The sequence below is a fragment of the Rapidithrix thailandica genome (genome assembly GCF_039710355.1).
GTDB classification, from domain to species: domain Bacteria; phylum Bacteroidota; class Bacteroidia; order Cytophagales; family Flammeovirgaceae; genus Rapidithrix; species Rapidithrix thailandica.
Window position 1 is genome coordinate 15163 of record NZ_JBDKWZ010000003.1, and the last position, 17507, is coordinate 32669.

Below are 17507 nucleotides of genomic sequence, written 5' to 3' on the forward strand. Positions count from 1 at the left end.
TTTCTAAGGATCAACCCTTTGAAATTTGCGGGATAAATCATTAGCTTTGAATGCTCTGTTGTTTCCTCCCTCTTCATGATTTTGACTAAGCGAATGCAGTCAGAGCAAGGTGAATATGAAAAGTAAAGTATAAGACATTGCCCCCAAGGATTATCAAATATGGTTTGTTGTGTTGGCTCCTGATCTTGGGAGGCACCGGTATTTGTCAACAAGCTCTTCATTTACATTCCCTGAACTTAGAAGGTATTTCCAATACTCATGTCACTTGTATTTACCAAGATCATCAAGGTTTTTTATGGTTGGGTACGGTAGATGGCCTCAACCGGTTTGACGGCTATGAATATTTGCCGTTCAAGGATGCAACCGGCCCAGCCAATCATAGCCTTTCCAGTAATTACATTACAGCCATTGCCGAAGATGCTCAACAAAATTTATGGATAGGGACCAAATACGGGTTGAACCGTTTTGACCGGGCTACCCGCACTTTTACTTCTTACTATGCCCATGAACATGACAGTCTGGCTCTGCCCAATAACAATATAGAAGTTATTTTTTTAGACCAAGAAGGTCGGTTATGGATAGGTAGTTGGGGAGGACTCAGTCAATACTTACCACAGAAAGATGCCTTTCGCAACTATCAAAAAGAAGCACAAAATCCTAATTCTCTCAGTGGAAATATTATTAATAAAATTATTCAGGATCATAAAGGGCGGCTTTGGATTGGTACAAACTTTTCAGGGGTTACGGTTTTTTCCCCGGAGGAAGGTTCTTTCAAGCGTTTTTTCAGCAATCCAGTCAACCACAAAAGCCTCAGCGGCAACTCGGTCATTTCATTGTTTGAAGACAGTTACCAAAATATATGGGTGGGCACGCTCAAAAACGGACTGAACCGCTACGAAGAGAACTCACAAAGTTTTGTTCACTACCAATACGATGGTTCCATGCACTCTATCGCTACCAATTCCATTTATTCCATTATGGAAAATATGAACCGCCAGTTGATAGTAGGAGGAATGCAAGGAGGAATGAGCGTTTATAACCGGAGGTCGGATACTTTTATCCGGTACAATACCCAAGGACAAATTAACCATAATGGAAATACGGCCAGTGTGCTCTGTCATTATACATTAAAAAGCGGGGAAAATATCATCGCTACGTCTAACGGAACTGTGAATATATACGATAACCACCCGGCTACTTTCGGCCTTTACCAACATCATGACAAGCAAAATAACAGCCTTTCCTTTAATCATGTCACTGCATTATTGGAAGATAAGCAAGGCACTCTCTGGATCGGCACCGATGGAGGCGGGCTGAACCGTTTCGACCCTTCAAGCGAACAGTTCACCCATTTTACCAAATCCACAGAGAGTTCACAGTTGAAGGATAATACCATATTGGCCCTGGCATCGGATCCCTCTCAACGATATCTTTTGCTGGGAACTTTATTACACGGGCTGGCTATTTTTGACCGGAAAAACGATACCTTCCGGCACTATTACCCGGAGGCCGACGGTTCTCAACAATTTGCAGCCAACACTGTTCACAGCATCCATTTAGATGCTATGCAACAAATATGGTTAGGCACCGAAAAGGGCTTATACTCCTTGCAGGACATCCGTCAACCACATTTTCAAACCCTAGCTACCGAAGCTGACATTCCTCAACCAATTACAAGTTTGGTCAAAGACTCCCTGGGAACCTTGTGGATCGGCACTCAGGAAGGGCTCTATTTTATGGACAAGTATCAAAAACTTCAAAAGTTCAGGTTTCCTCAAGGACAAAATCCATGGATTACCTCTTTGGCTCTTGAAAATGATCACTTATGGCTGAGCATCTTAGGCAAAGGCTTGTTTCAACTGAGCATAACATCCAATACATGGTCTCCAAATGCGATACTTCCCAATACATTAGGCACCAATATCAGCAGTTTACTGAAAGACCATCAGGGAAATTGGTGGATTGTCTCTGAAAAAGCTTTATTCAAATGCAAATCCTTGGATACAAGTCCTTTTCTCAAGATTATACGGCATTATAACCAGGAGGACGGTCTACAAGACAAAGCATTCTCACCCAATGCAGCGATCACTACACATAACGGCTCGATTTACCTCGGTGGAGCTCTGGGAATGAACCGGTTTCATCCGGATAGCCTCCGGACAAATCCACACCAACCTCCGGTTTCACTCACATATTTCTATCAAAATGACAAGGAAGTCCATCCGGGAGAAAGCCCGTTTTTACCCTTGGATATCAGCCAAACAGATACCTTACGGCTGCCTTGGCGCCAGGCATCCTTTGCCATCAAATTTGCAGCATTAAATTTTATCAAACCTTCCAAAAACCAATATGCCTACCAATTGGAAGGCTATGATACTTCCTGGCAAATGAGCCATAGCAACCGCATGGCCTCCTACGAACAACTATCTCCGGGAAGCTATCGCTTTCATGTAAGAGCTTCCAATCACGATGGGATATGGAATGACGAGGGGGCCAGTGTATATATTTTGATCGAACGGCCATGGTGGGCTGCTAGCGAATGGTACTATGGACTGGCAATATTGCTATTTTGCATTGCCATAGGCTATCTGTGGCAGATTCGTAAAAAGAGGGTGTTTCTTTCATCCTCTCAACTACAGGAAGCCCAAGCGCCTCATTATTTGAGTTATGTAAACCGTAGAATAGATACGGTACAAGCGGAAGAAAAGCCTGAAGATGATTTCCTTAAAAAAGCGGTAAGTTTGGTAGAAGATCATTTGTGCAATGAGGATTTTGACATTGCTACCATGGGCAAAGAACTGGGCACCAGCAGAACACAACTGTACCGGAAAATTAAAGAGCAAACAGGCAAGACAGTTTCCGAATTTATCAAAGAAATCAAATTAAAACATGCCTGCCAATTGTTGGAAAATACGGAATTAAGTATTTCCGAAGTAGCCTTCCAATCGGGTTTTAAATCGCTCTCGCATTTTTCCCGGACCTTCCAGAATTCATATGGCGTTTCCCCTTCCGAATACGCTTCTCAGCATCAGAATTAATCTCCCTGTTCACTTTCCCATAGCATGGAAACCCATCGTTCAAGTGAAAAACGCTTACAGTCTCATTTAAAAATCCCTTCCTGAAAAACGGCTTTTTCGGCATTTTACAGCTATTTCAACAGATTGGTATGTTCAGACAAACACTTTGGGACGCTCAGCAAAGAGAGAAATTTATTTTTTTTAAATCTTTGGAAAACCGATCACCTCATCTTAGCCGACTCAACTTTCCTGTGTAGGAAAACATGAAGAGTAAACTCAAACAGTGGGGGATTTTTAAAGCGTACTCAAAAAATTAATGAACCGGTAAATATGAAAATTGAAAAACAAATCAGGCGTAGAAAATTCGCTAAAATTACTATGGGTTTGATTGGAGCAGGGATTTCCTTTCCCTATGTCAACTTTGGCAAGCCGAATCGCAGCAAAGCCCCCATTGTCGGACATGGAGATTTTCAATATAAAGTACATTGGGATTGGGGAAAACAAAACCCTACCCGCATTCCGGTCAAAGACTGCCATGAAATGGTGCAAGACCGAAAGGGAAGGCTATTTTTACTCACCAATGAGACCAAAAACAATGTCATCATATACGACCGTTCCGGCAAAGTATTAAGCACCTGGGGAAATGCGTTTCCCGGAGGGCACGGCTTGACCCTCAGCCGCGAAGGAGAGGAAGAGTTCTTATTTATCACCGATCACGACCGGCACCAAGTATTCAAAACTACCTTGGATGGGAAAATTTTAATGACCCTGGATTATCCTAAAGAAACCGGAAAATACGAAAAAGCAGAGCAATACAAACCCACGGAAGTGGCCGTGGCCCCCAACGGAGACTTTTATGTAGCGGATGGCTATGGTCTGGATTACATCATTCACTACAATCATAAAGGAAAATATATCCGGCATTTCGGAGGCAAGGGAGACAACAAAGATCAACTGAAAAATGCCCATGGGGTATGCATTGATCAACGCGACCCGGCTAACCCTGTCCTTTTGGTCACTTCCCGGGCAACTCAGGAATTTAAAAGGTTTACGTTGGATGGGAAGTACCTGGACACCGTTTCTACCCCAGGATGTTGGATTTGCCGCCCTGTCATCCATGGAGACAATTTGTATTTCTCTGTCATCGTCACGAAAAACTGGGGTGCATATGACGGCTTGGTGATTGTTTTAGATAAAAAGAACCGGATCATTTCGGCCCCGGGCGGTTCGGCTCCGGTATATCAAAACGGCTTGCTCCAGGAAATCGAATACGATGGGCATACCTTTCTCAACCCGCACGATGTCTGCGTAGACCAAGACACCAATTTATATGTCCCCCAATGGTATTCCGGGAAAACCTATCCAGTGATGTTAGAACGAATTTGATTGTTTTTAGCCAACTATGCACATGATTGCCATACCTAAATATTTGACGCGATTCACTGTCAGTCTTTTCACAATGACTGTATTCAGTTGCGAAATGCAGCAGAAAGTGGACTTTAATGCGGAAATCCGGCCAATTATTAACAGTAAATGCATTTCTTGTCATGGAGGGGTCAAAAAGTCCGGAGGTTTTAGTTTATTGTTTCGTTCCGAAGCTTTGGCCCCAACCGAATCAGGCTCTCCGGCTATTCTCCCCGGAGAGCCTGAAAATAGTGAACTGATCAAGCGGATACAACACCATGATCCGGAACTTCGCATGCCATTGGATGCCTCACCTTTGTCTGACAAAGAAATACGGCTTTTGACCCAATGGATTGAGCAGGGAGCGGAATGGGAGGATCACTGGGCCTTTGTCTCTCCCAAGCCGGTAAGCCCTCCGGAACCAGAAGATTTGTGGGTTCAAAATGCCATCGACCCCTTTGTCTTAGACCAATTACAGGACAACGGACTGCAACCCAACCCCAAGGCAGATAAGGCAACATTACTCAGACGGGTGAGCCTTGATCTCACCGGAATCCCTCCCAGCCCTGAACAAGTCAGGCATTTTGAAGAGGATACTTCCGGAAATGCCTATGAAAAAGTGGTAGACCGCCTATTAGCCTCTCCTCAGTACGGAGAACGCTGGGCAGCCATGTGGTTGGACCTGGCCCGGTATGCCGATTCCAAAGGATATGAAGCTGATCGCCACCGGGATATTTGGCGATACAGGGATTGGGTGATCGAAGCATTTAATCAAGATATGCCTTTTGATCAATTTACGATCGAACAACTTGCGGGGGATTTACTACCCAACTCCACCCGGGAACAGCAAATTGCCACCGCTTTTCACCGCAATACCATGACCAATGATGAAGGGGGAACGGATGATGAGGAATTCCGGGTAGCGGCAGTGTTGGACAGGGTCAACACTACATGGGATGTGTGGCAAGGAGTCACTTTTGCCTGTGTACAGTGCCATAGCCATCCTTATGACCCCTTCCGACATAAAGAATATTATCAGTTTTATGCATTTTTCAATCAAACCGAAGACAGTGATAAATATCCGGATGAGCCGCCTTTTATGTTGGTGTACCAACAAGAAGAGGACGGTCAACGAAAACAAATTCAAGCATACCTCGACTCTTTGACAAGATCCGGAGAAACCACCCGAAAATCGCAACGGCAAATTGCCCGAAAAGAAGAAGAGCTGAAACAGTTGAAAGCATATAAGCTCCCTGTCATGAAAGAATTAAGTGTCGAAAATAGCCGTAAAACGCATGTATTTGACCGGGGCAATTGGTTAACCCATGGTGAAGAAGTGTGGGCAAATGTACCTGGCTCTCTTCCTTCTATGCCAGCAGATGCTCCTGCCAACCGATTGGGCATGGCCCAATGGCTCGTCAGTGAGGAAAATCCCTTAACCGCCCGGGTGACCGTCAACCGCTTTTGGGGACAGTTATTTGGCAAAGGTTTCGTGGAGACCCAAGAAGATTTCGGCTCACAGGGCTTCAAACCCACCCATCCGGAATTACTCGATTACCTGGCCCTACATTTTATACATGAACAGAAATGGAGTGTCAAAAAACTATTAAAGATGATGGTGATGTCGGCCACTTACCAACAGAGTTCTAAAGTTCGTCCGGAGGTACTCGACAAAGATCCTTACAATTATTTATTAGCACGAGGCCCCAGATTCCGGTTGACCGCCGAACAATTACGCGATCAGGCATTGGCCGTCAGTGGCTTATTAAGTACAAAAATGTACGGTCCCAGTGTGATGCCTCCTCAACCCGAAGGTATTTGGCAGGTCGTTTACAATGGCAGTCGGTGGGTCACCAGTCAGGGAGAAGACCGCTACCGCAGAGCACTGTATACATATATAAGACGAACCAGTCCGTATCCTTCCATGATTACCTTTGACGGGCCTAGCCGGGAATTCTGCTTAACCCGCAGAATCAATACCAATACGCCTTTGCAAGCTTTGGTGACTTTGAATGACCCGGTATACCTGGAAGCTGCCCAGGCATTGGCAAAACATATGCGGGAGAAAGGAGGAGAGCAGTTACAAGAAAAAATTCGCTACGGCTATGAAAAAGTACTGTTAAAATCTCCCTCTTCAAAAACGCTTCAAACTTTGACGGCTTTGTACCACGAATCCCAACAACACTATCAGGATTCCGTAATGCAAGCGGTAAAACAAACGGACAATCCATCCAAAGCTTTTGAACCGGAGTTGGCCGGATTAACGGTGGTAGCCAATGCGATGATGAATCTTGACAGTTTTATCATGAAAGAATAAAACGGAACACTGTAGTGTATGAAGTCCTCGATGATCCAACAAATTACAAATTATGAAAATTTATAAAGAAGCGATACATAAAAAATTTGAGTTAGAAACCCGCAGGCATTTTTTACGAAAGTGTACCTCAGGTATCGGTGCCTTGGCTTTGGGTTCTCTTTTGGGAGGTTGTGGAAAAGTAATTGACCAAATGGGACAAATGCGGGATGCCGCCCGTCCTATGAAAGCCCTTCCGCCACATTTTGCTCCCAAGGCAAAAAGGATTATTTATTTACATATGGCCGGTTCTCCTTCCCAATTGGAATTATTTGACTACAAACCGGAATTACAAAAGCTGGACGGCTTGGATTGTCCGCCTTCTTTGTTGGAAGGAAAGCGCTTCGCCTTTATCCAAGGAGTGCCCAAAATGCTCGGCCCTCAATATTCCTTTGCCCAACATGGTCAATCCGGTGCATGGGTATCGGACCGTTTACCCCATTTCAGCAAAGTGGTAGACGATGTAGCTTTTCTCAAAGCCATGCATACCGATGAGTTTAACCATGCCCCGGCTCAGTTGTTACTCCACACCGGAGGCCCCCGTTTAGGCCGGCCCAGTATGGGTTCTTGGGTGACCTATGGCTTGGGAACCGAAAATGAAAACTTGCCGGGATTTGTCGTATTGGTTTCCGGAGGCACGACCCCTAGCGCAGGAAAGAGTGTATGGGGAAGTGGTTTTTTACCCACAGTGTACCAAGGGGTACAATGCCGTTCCAAAGGTGACCCGGTACTTTACCTCTCGGATCCGGAGGGTATGAACCGCAATCTAAGGAAAAAATCCATCGAAGCGATCAATAAGATAAACCAGGAAACCTATGAAGAATTTGGCGATCCGGAAACTCTGACCCGAATTTCCCAATACGAGATGGCCTTTAAAATGCAAATGTCCGTACCCGAAGCCATGGACATCAGTAAAGAGCCGGATTATATCCATCAAATGTATGGCACGGAACCGGGAAAAGCTTCTTTTGCCAATAATTGCCTGCTTGCCAGGCGACTGGCAGAACGGGACGTACGCTTTATACAACTTTATCATTGGGGCTGGGATTCTCACGGAGCCGGGAAAGCCGAAGCCCTGGATCACGGGTTTAAAGACCGTTGTCAGGAGGTAGACCAGGCAATGACTGCCCTGTTACAAGATTTAAAAGTACGAGGCTTATTGGATGAAACCTTAGTGGTTTGGGGAGGAGAATTTGGCCGTACCCCCATGCGGGAAAACCGGGGAGGGCAGGAAATGGTTTTTGTAGGGCGTGACCACCACTTAGAAGCCTTTACCATATGGATGGCCGGGGGTGGGGTAAAACCGGGGATTACTTATGGAGAGACAGACGAAATCGGCTACTATGGTGTAAAAGACCGGGCACATGTCCACGATTTACAAGCTACCATTCTTCACTTGTTGGGAATGGACCACGAAAAGCTGACCTATCAATTTCAAGGGCGCCCTTTCCGGTTAACAGACGTACACGGTCATCTCATCAAAGACATCATTAGTTAGCAGGAATTGAACATTTGAACAATGAAAAAAATACGCTACACACTCTTTTTCTTATTGCTAGCCAGTCCGGCATGGGCACAGTCGGAAGAGTCCAATCAACTACTGCTGTTTTTTGGCAGGTTTCACCCTCTATTGGTGCATCTTCCCATTGGTATATTGCTTTTGGCCTATTGTATGGAATTGCTTAGTAAAAAGCCACAATTCCAAAGCATGAAAGGTGCCGTTCCTTTTGCACTGTTATGGGGCGGGATCTTCGCTTTGTTGTCCGCCCTGGTCGGTTTTTTTCTTTCTACCGGAGGAGGCTACGCTACCGATACGCTTTTTTGGCACCAATGGCTGGGAATTTCAGTAGGCGTTTTCGCCATTTTGGCCTACATTCTCAAAAAGCGAAGCAAAACACGCGCTTCTTTCTGGCTTTTTACGTCATCCATTCTCTGCCTGTTTGTAACAGGGCACCTGGGCGGTAACCTCACCCATGGCAATGATTACCTGACCCGGTATATGCCTACCTCCTTAAAAAAGATAGCTGGTATTCCTATAGAAACAGTCAAGAGAGAAATTGTATTGGAAAATGTGGATGAGGCTGTATTGTATACGGACGTGATTCAACCCATACTCACCAACAAATGTGTGAGTTGTCACGGTTCTAACAAAATGAAAGGGGAGCTTCGCCTGGATGCCAAAGAGTGGATTTTGAAAGGAGGGGAAACAGGGAATGTTCTTTTGGCTGGAAATGTTGAAAAAAGCGAATTGTTTCACCGGATTACCCTGCCCGAAGAGCATGACGATGTCATGCCTCCTTCCGGAAAAACGCCTTTGGAAAAAACCGAAATCCAACTGATCGAATGGTGGATTGCCAACAAAGCCAGTTTCGACCAAACGGTAGCTCAACTGCAAGCCCCTAAGGAAATATACGATATTCTCAATGAATACGCCCATCCTTCAGGCCCCAGCCAAAGTGCCGTCTTTGCGATGACAGATATCCAACCAGCCAACCCCAAACACCTATCGCAACTGGAAGAAGCCGGTTTCCGGGTATTTCCTATCGCTCAGGAAAGCCCCTTTGTGGAAGTGACTTATCAACAAAAAGTACAGCCTTTTGGAAATGCTCAGTTGAAGGCTTTAGAAAAAGTAGCCTCCCAAGTGGTATGGTTAAACCTTTCCGGTACTCAATTTGAAAAATCATTGGAAATACAAAACCTTGCCACACTCAAGCATTTAGTTCGATTGCGTTTGGATAATTCCTCCATAAGGGATGATCAAATGAAGTTTGTAGAGGAGTTAGCCTGGTTGGAATATTTAAACCTTTACGGTACTTCTGTCACAGACAACGTTTTAAGCCATTTACAAGCTATCCCAACACTGCAACATGTTTTTCTCTGGCAAAGTAAAGTCAGTCCACAGGGGATCCAACGCCTTAAATCTGCGAAGTCAGAATTAAAAGTAGATACGGGATTCACACATCATACTATCAAAAATTCACCTCAAAAAGAATCCTGAAAAGCAGGGTGGGGTGAGTAACTCTCCCCTCCTTTTTTCTCAATTGCCTATTTTTAATCAATACATCATAACAATATGCACAATGAATTTTACACAAAAATGCATTGAATGGTACTCTTATTCTCTATGATACGAACTTTGTTAAAGTCAAGTAGAAAATCACTCTTTAACTGTAAGCCCCTCTCCTTCTTCACTTCTTCAACACAACTTATTTTACGGTAACTTAAGTAGTAAAAGATTAGTCATTCAAGTAATGAAAAGACATTTCTTCTCAAAAGTAATGAGGAAATTCAACTACGCTTTAGAAGAAAGAAAAAAATGACATATACATTTTAACATTACTATAGATCTGGTAGTTACTTTCCCAAACAAATGTACCTTCCCACATTTATGTACATACGCTGCTTTTGTTCACCTTAGGTATTTATACTCACACAGTATTACTTAATCGTTAATTTAATATTAACTTTGCAAAAATTTTATTAACAGATTATAAGATCTGAACTACTTACGGATACAGGTTAATGATGAAGAAGAGGTTCTATACTTTCGCTTTATTTATTGGATTTTTAACGGCCCATCTTACACTACAAGCTCAAGACAACTGGAAAGACAAAGTAGGGAAAGGAATTACCTTGTTAGGGAAAGATTCTACTTTTAGCTTAAAGTTAGGCATGCGATTGCAAACCATGTACGAAGGGAGTGGTTCATTGGATGGTGGAAAGTGGCAAAGTGGAATGTCTATTCGGAGGTTCCGCCTCAAGTTCGGAGGTTTTGTATATCACCCTTCCTTAACTTATAAAATTCAGTTTGCACTGGCCAGTAGTAATTTCGTAGCAGAAGACCCTCTCAGACCGGACTATATACCCGGACCTATCGCAGATGCTTATTTACAATGGCAATTCCATAAAAACTGGAGCATCCGGGTAGGGCAACAGAAGTTACCCGGCAACCGGGAGAATAATATTTCTTCTCAAAAACTGGAATTTGCCGGCCGAAGCGAACTTAACAATCTCTTCCGTATAGACCGGGACATGGGTATTCAACTGCACTACAACAGTGACTTTATGCACTTGGCAACTGCCTTGTCTATGGGAGAAGGCCGCAACGTCTATTTTGACAATCAGGGAGGGTATAACTACACAGCCAGGGCCGAATTTTATCCTTTAGGCCAGTTTGAAGACAAAGGCCATACCTATGAACCGGACTTTGCCCGAGAAATCACGCCTAAATTACTTATCGGAGCTACCTACGACTTCAATGAACAAGCCTCCCGCAGCAAGGGACAATCCGGTGATTTTCTGGAGGAACAACGCGATCTTACTACCTGGTTTGTTGATATGCTGATGAAATACCAAGGCTTTTCCACCTCAGTAACCTGGGCGCAAAAAAACACTCCCAATACGCCGGCTATCTGGGATGAAAACGGTGAGTTTGTTACTGCATTTACCACAGGAAGTGCCTTCAACTGGCAGGGCAGTTACTTGTTTAAAAACCACTTTGCCATTTCCGGAAGGTTTACTCATATCCGCCCGGATAGTGAAACGTTTGAACAAGATTATGAAAAATACACTTTAGGCCTAGGCAAATTCTTTTTCGGATACAATCTTAAATTACAATCGGATATCTCTTTGTTACAATACGCTGAAGGCGATGACTTTATGGAAGTAAAATGCCAACTTGAATTTGCTTTCTAATAAAGTTGATTGCTTTCCGATTTCAATGGTATAATTGTCTGTGGAAAATTGAAGGGCCTTTACCCTCATGAAAAAGTAAAACTTCTTTTGCTTGATCAAATTTCATAGTTGATCAAGGTAAGGATACTCATTACCATCACCCCAGACTTCACAAACAGACAAATTACGTCTGGCAAGCACTTTTTTTACTTGTTTTAAAGCAAATAACAATGAACCGAAGTCTGAACATTAAGTCAAAATCCGGTTAAGTGATTTTCCAATTGATCATGCGATGTACAATGAAGCACAAATCTATAGGTTGGATTTCGCTCTCCACCAGGGTCAAAAAGCGTATAATAACTTCAATCCAAGTCTGGAAAAACTCAAAAAGCCCCTTCGCAATTTCAAAGGAACGGAAAAGGCAGTAAGCAAACCGTTGCTACTACAACTTAGCAACAACTATCAAGCCGACTTCCAAGCAGCAGAAAGTTGAAAAGTAAAAATAGTTCATTAATTGTTTCCAGAACTACAAGAAGGGTGGGCATTTTTTGCTCTCCCTTTCTTTTGATATTATTAAACAGGTTCAAAACAAAAACGGTCATGCAATGCATGACCGTTTTTGGGTTAGTCGAGTTTATTAAAGTAACACTGTTAAAACAGTTATCAACAATATTATGTCAATACGGATCTAAGCTCAATTAGTTTTGAACTTTCTCTATTTACATGGTCACAAAGAATAGTTTCATTGGAGCTCCGGTGTAAATGGTACGGCTTTTCTTTACTTAAAAAGCCCTGTATTCAGAACTTGTTTAAATTTCTTCCTTTGGGCTAAAAACTCCCATTTCAGAAACCTCAGCACAGCATTTTGAGAACCCTAAGCGGAGATTTTTTTACCATCAAAGGTGGCAAACCAGCAAGGAATATTCAACATGTTCTTACTTGTTTTCATCCTTTTTGAAATTACTTCGTTTATGAAACTTTTTTTTCTTGTTCCAAGGCTTTCGCTTTCCTTTGCTGGAATTTTTACGCACCGGATTGTATTCCGGGCCTTTTCCCAAACCTTCCGGCAATGCAAGTTTGGGAACTTCTTTTCCCATCATATTTTCGATTTGATAAAACTTGCGTTGGTCTTTTTCATTTATTAGGGTAATGGCCACCCCTTCCGTATCCGCTCTTGCTGTCCGGCCAATACGATGAATGTAATCTTCTGGATCACCGGGAGAATCGTAATTGATCACCAAGCTAATGCCTTCCACATCAATTCCTCTGGAAAGAATATCCGTACCGATCAACACCCGCAGCATCCGGTTTTTAAACTTCCGCATCAACTCTTCCCTTTCCGGCTGTTCCAGGTCAGAGTGAAAGCCCTCAACCATCAGATTCATCCGTTTTAAGGCCCGACTCAGGTTATTCACAATTTTTTTAGTGGAGGCAAAGATCAATACCGACTGATAATCATCGCTTTTTAAAATTTGTTTGATCAGGTTTTCTTTCTGATCATCGTAAACCATATAAGCCTGTTGTTGCACCCCTTCGGCAGGTTTGGAAATCGCCACATTGACCTCCTCCGGTTGGTTTAAAATCTTATTGGTCAAGCTTCGGATTTTCGGAGGCATAGTTGCTGAAAACAGGAGCGTTTGCCTTTTTTTGGGCAGGCGGTTGATAATGCTCATGATATCATTATAAAAGCCCATATCCAACATGCGATCGGCCTCATCCAACACCAAATGCTCTACTTCTTGTAAATTAATATCTTGAGAAGCCATTTGAGCAAGCAAACGTCCCGGTGTTGCGATGATCATATCCACTCCTTCCTTCAAAGCTTTTTTCTGTTGCTCCCAAGTAGCGCCATCCCCTCCGCCATACACAGGCATCACACTTACCGGAGCATAATAACTGAAGCCTTCCAGTTGTTGATCGATCTGCATCACCAGTTCTCGGGTAGGCACCAACACCAAGGTATTCAAATGTCTTTTGGGAGAATTTATAATTTTATGCAACAAAGGCAAGATAAAAGCAGCGGTCTTTCCGGTACCCGTCTGCGCGCAAGCCACCAAATCCTTATGGCTCATGATCAAAGGTATTGCTTGTTCTTGTATCGGAGTCGGTTGATTAAACCCCATATAAAACAAGCCTTCCAACAAATCCGGATCTAAGTTAAAATCTTCAAATGTCAAATTGTAAGTGATTTTGATGAATACTAATTCTTTCTGTCACAAAAACCCTATGTGCACAGAAAGCTCATAAGTTACACGTTTCTGATCAAAAGGGATTCTTTGAAACGTCATTATTTTCAATAAGTCATAAAAGAATAGTGTTATATCTTCCTTATTTATGCGTCTAATCGTCTGTAAAAGGGCTTAAACCTTCGTTTCGTTTTTTCCTTTTTTTGCCTTTAACTTCAACTCATACAAATCCTTTCTACGGTCTTTTAAGTTGGTGACACTTCCCTTAGAGTGTAATTCTTTTAGCAGGTCCAAATCAATATCCACAATCAGAGTCATTTCGGTATTAGGTGTGGCTTCCGCTTTCACGCCATTGGTAGGAAAGGCAAAATCAGCCGGGGTAAACACTGCCGATTGCGCAAACTGAATGTCCATATTATTGACCTTAGGCAAGTTGCCCACACATCCGGCAATGGCCACATAACATTCGTTTTCGATGGCACGGGCTTTTGCACAATGTCGCACACGCGTGTAGCCGTTTTGTGTATCGGTGAGGAATGGAACAAACAAAATTTGTAAGCCTTGTTCGGCCATGATCCGGGTCATCTCAGGAAATTCCACATCGTAACAAATGGCCACTCCTATTTTACCCGCGTCCGTATCAAACACTTTAATTTCATCCCCCCCAATCATCCCCCAGTAAAAGATTTCATTGGGTGTAATATGGATTTTCTCATAGACCTCCATGGTGCCATCTCTTCTACACAAAAACCCTACATTGTACAGGCCTTCGTTTTCTTTCCACAAAGGCATGCTTCCCGAGATGATATTTACATTGTAAGAAACGGCAAATTCCAACAGTTTTTTGCTCAAGGGTTCGGTAAATTCGGCCAGTTTCCGCATGGCTTCGGCTTCGGTGAGGTGATTGTAAGAGGCCATTAAGGGAGCATTGAACAACTCCGGGAACAACATGAAATCGCTACCATAATCCGAAACGGCATCTACAAAAAACTCCATTTGTTCATATAGCTCTTCCAAATCTTTGAAATGCCGCATTTGCCATTGCACCAATCCTAATCTGACCACCGGCTTAGGGGCATTGATCAGGGGTTCATGCTCTTCGTAATAAATATTCGGCCACTCCATCAAAGCCGCATATTCCAACGATTCGTGGTCGCCTTTCAAATATCCTTTCAGAATTCTTTTAATATAAAAATCGTTGGCCAGTTGAAAGGACAATACCGGATCATAAAGTTCTTTGGTCTTTACTTTTTGAATGTATTCCTTGGGTGTCAAATCCTCCGCCACTTTATGATAGTTAGGCAGACGCCCCCCAATAATGATGGATTTGAGGTTCAGGTTTTCGCAAATTTCTTTCCGGGCATCGTACAGCCTTCTCCCCAGGCGCAGCCCCCGGTATTCCGGATGTACAAACACATCGATTCCGTACAACACATCGCCCTTAGGATCATGGGTTCCAAAATTATAATTATCCGTAATTTGTTTGTATGTATGCCGGTCGCCAAACTTATCGTAATCTACAATGATGGAAAGAGCACTGCCTACAATTTTATCATCCGCCAGAATGGCAATCTGCCCTTCGGGAAAGATATCCAATAGTTTATCAATATGATGTTCCTTCCAATAAGCCTCTTCAATATCCCCATAGGCTTCCATCATAGAATGCTTTAATTCCCAATAGTCGCTCAATTGTAAATTCCGCAGGGTGATTTTATGAATTTCTCTCATGGTTGTTGGTAACTCTGATTTCTATCAAAGTTAAGCTAAAAAAATATGTACCAATAGCAAGAGGCTAAGGGAGTTGTCAGAAAAACACCTGTTTGATTATCAATTTAGCACAAGGTGTATCCATAAACGGCACGGTTTTTCAACTTTTACAAGTAAACAAAGAATGGGGTGAGTCAAATATCCCCCATACTTCATGATAAACCTTCTATCAGAATTTTGTATATTTCAGGCCTATTTTACCTGACTATTGAAGACAATACTTAGATGATGAAGACGATACTCTCCTGGTTTTTGTTCTATGTGGTGACTTGCGGATTGTGCAATCCTGTGAAAGCCCAAAGCAAACCACCCACCCAATGGTCTTATGAACTTTCAAAAACCAAGTATCAATCCGGGGAAGAGATAGAATTAATTTTCAAAGTAAAAATTCAGGCACCCTGGTACCTGTACTCTACGGATTTTGATCCTGATTTAGGTCCTAAGATAACCAGTTTTGCCTTTAACACCCACAAAAGCTACGAGCTAATCGGAGATATTCAACCCATCAAACCCCGAAAAAAATACGACCCGCTCTGGGAAGGTGAGATCAGCTATTTCACCAAAACCGCAGAGTTCCGGCAAAAAATCAAAGTGAAGCACTCCAAGCCTCAGATCAGTGGTACCTTTAACTTTCAGGTATGTAGCGATGAGGATGGCAAATGCCTCAACTTTTCTCAAGAATTTAATTTTTCGGATTTTTTGTAAAAACCCAAAATATAAAAAGACACCCACCAAACCGGTGGGTGTCTTTGCTTTTGAAAGTATGTAAAATACGCTTAGAATTTTCTTTTAAGGATGACTGATTGCGGGTTTTCTTCTGCTCAAGCCAAAGTACAATAGGTTGGCCAAGAAGGTACAACTCAACATAATCGCTGCCAGAGGCAGCAAGCTTTCTCCTCCTTGCAATCGACTCAATACAAAGCTGGTAATTCCGCCTAAAATAAATTGTACAATCCCCATGGTGGCATTGGCAGTTCCTCCCATGGTTGGAAAGTAATTCATCACGATACCGGAAGCATTACCATAAATCAACCCTTGTGCTCCCACAAAAAGTGCAATGGCAGGGAATACCAACATCAAAGAAGGTTGCAGCAAACTGGCCAATAGGAATACCCCACCTGCCAAAAATTGTAACCGCAATCCGTATTTTAACAAGCGTTCGGGCGACTGTTGTTTGACCAGGCGTACATTCAAGGCACTCAAGATCATGAGCATAAGCACATTGGTGCTGAAATAAAACGGAAACTCCGCGGTGGTAACCCCATAGTAGCCGATAAATAATGACGAGGCACCCGAAATAAAGGCAAACATTCCGGCAAAACCCAAGCCCCCCATCAGCATAAATGCAATGGCTTGTTTATTCCGTATCACCTTTCCATAATTTTCCAAGGTGGATTTCCACTGTTCCGGTTCTTTTGATTTTGCCTTGGTTTCTTTGATCCGTAAACTAAAAACCAGAAACATCAACGCGGCATAGATCGTGAAAAAGATAAAAATAGAACGCCAGCCAAAAAACCTAAGCAATAATGTTCCGAACATCGGAGCGATCAACGGAGCCAACATCCGTACCATGGAGATGGCAGTCAGTTTCCGGGCTATTTCCACTCCGTCAAACAAATCCCGGATAATGGCCAATCCGACAACGGTGGTAAACCCTCCTCCAATGGCTTGGATAAAACGGGCCGTCCACAGTTGATAGATAGATCCCCCCACACTAATCCATAAGCTGGCCAAAGTAAACAATAACAGGCCGGCAAAACCCACCGGTTTTCTTCCTTTCAAATCGGAGAATGCACCGCCAAAAAACTGTCCCACAGCAAAGCCGATCATATACAGCGCCAAGGTTGCCTCTACATTTCCGTGAGAAGTATTCATTTCCTCGGCAATGGCACCGATAGCGGGCAAGTAAGTATCAATTGCCAAAGGCGAAAGAGCTGTCAATGCGCCTATCAGCGCTACCAGCCAACCGGCCGATATGAATTTTTCTTTTGCTGATGTATTCGGGTTAAGTGTTTTACTCATACAAAAATTTAGTATTTAATTTAGTTTTCAAATTTTCAAATACCCTTTCCTAGGACATGCGCTACCATGCCCGCCTTGAAACGG

General features: G+C 43.2%; 11 protein-coding genes. 8 read left to right on the forward strand and 3 right to left on the reverse strand.

Features of this window, described 5'->3' with window-relative positions; all coding sequences use genetic code 11:
* Positions 1 to 137: 137 nt before the first annotated feature.
* The 7 genes from AAG747_RS05815 to AAG747_RS05845 all read left to right on the forward strand — a co-directional run bounded on the left by AAG747_RS05815 (position 138) and on the right by AAG747_RS05845 (position 11941).
* Positions 138 to 3038, forward strand: a complete 2901-nt coding sequence (locus tag AAG747_RS05815) for a two-component regulator propeller domain-containing protein (protein WP_346820200.1) — start codon at positions 138 to 140, stop codon at positions 3036 to 3038.
* Between the two features lie 309 nt (positions 3039 to 3347).
* A complete protein-coding gene (locus AAG747_RS05820; RefSeq protein ID WP_346820201.1) occupies positions 3348 to 4403 on the forward strand; it encodes an NHL repeat-containing protein in 1056 nt (351 codons plus the stop codon).
* A 22-nt stretch (positions 4404 to 4425) separates the two neighbouring features.
* Positions 4426 to 6738, forward strand: coding sequence for a PSD1 and planctomycete cytochrome C domain-containing protein (locus AAG747_RS05825; protein ID WP_346820202.1), 2313 nt, complete (start codon positions 4426 to 4428; stop codon positions 6736 to 6738).
* 52 nt (positions 6739 to 6790) lie between these two features.
* Complete coding sequence (locus AAG747_RS05830; RefSeq protein WP_346820203.1) at positions 6791 to 8272, forward strand: DUF1501 domain-containing protein; 1482 nt, start codon at positions 6791 to 6793, stop codon at positions 8270 to 8272.
* Between the two features lie 21 nt (positions 8273 to 8293).
* The gene (locus AAG747_RS05835; RefSeq protein WP_346820204.1) at positions 8294 to 9772 is read left to right on the forward strand and encodes a c-type cytochrome domain-containing protein; all 1479 of its coding nucleotides are present in this window, start codon (positions 8294 to 8296) and stop codon (positions 9770 to 9772) included.
* Positions 9773 to 10296: 524 nt separating this feature from the next.
* Entirely contained in the window at positions 10297 to 11469 is a 1173-nt protein-coding gene (locus AAG747_RS05840) for a porin (RefSeq protein ID WP_346820205.1), read from the forward strand.
* A 271-nt stretch (positions 11470 to 11740) separates the two neighbouring features.
* Positions 11741 to 11941, forward strand: a complete 201-nt coding sequence (locus AAG747_RS05845; RefSeq protein WP_346820206.1) for a hypothetical protein — start codon at positions 11741 to 11743, stop codon at positions 11939 to 11941.
* 442 nt (positions 11942 to 12383) lie between these two features.
* Here the strand turns inward: AAG747_RS05845 and AAG747_RS05850 are convergent, their stop codons facing one another.
* Together AAG747_RS05850 and AAG747_RS05855 are read right to left on the reverse strand one after the other, a co-directional pair.
* Positions 12384 to 13625 carry a DEAD/DEAH box helicase gene (locus AAG747_RS05850; protein ID WP_346820207.1) on the reverse strand — a complete coding sequence of 414 codons (1242 nt, stop codon included), beginning with the start codon at positions 13623 to 13625 and terminating at the stop codon, positions 12384 to 12386.
* Positions 13626 to 13808: 183 nt separating this feature from the next.
* On the reverse strand, positions 13809 to 15362 hold the full coding sequence (locus AAG747_RS05855; protein WP_346820208.1) for a GNAT family N-acetyltransferase: 1554 nt from the start codon (positions 15360 to 15362) through the stop codon (positions 13809 to 13811).
* Positions 15363 to 15626: 264 nt separating this feature from the next.
* Here AAG747_RS05855 and AAG747_RS05860 point away from each other — a divergent pair, with 264 nt between their 5' ends.
* Positions 15627 to 16106 carry a protein-disulfide reductase DsbD domain-containing protein gene (locus tag AAG747_RS05860; RefSeq protein ID WP_346820209.1) on the forward strand — a complete coding sequence of 160 codons (480 nt, stop codon included), beginning with the start codon at positions 15627 to 15629 and terminating at the stop codon, positions 16104 to 16106.
* A gap of 84 nt (positions 16107 to 16190) precedes the next feature.
* Here the strand turns inward: AAG747_RS05860 and AAG747_RS05865 are convergent, their stop codons facing one another.
* Positions 16191 to 17423 (reverse strand): Bcr/CflA family multidrug efflux MFS transporter, encoded by a 1233-nt coding sequence (locus AAG747_RS05865; RefSeq protein ID WP_346820210.1) that lies wholly within the window; start codon positions 17421 to 17423, stop codon positions 16191 to 16193.
* Positions 17424 to 17507 lie beyond the last annotated feature (84 nt).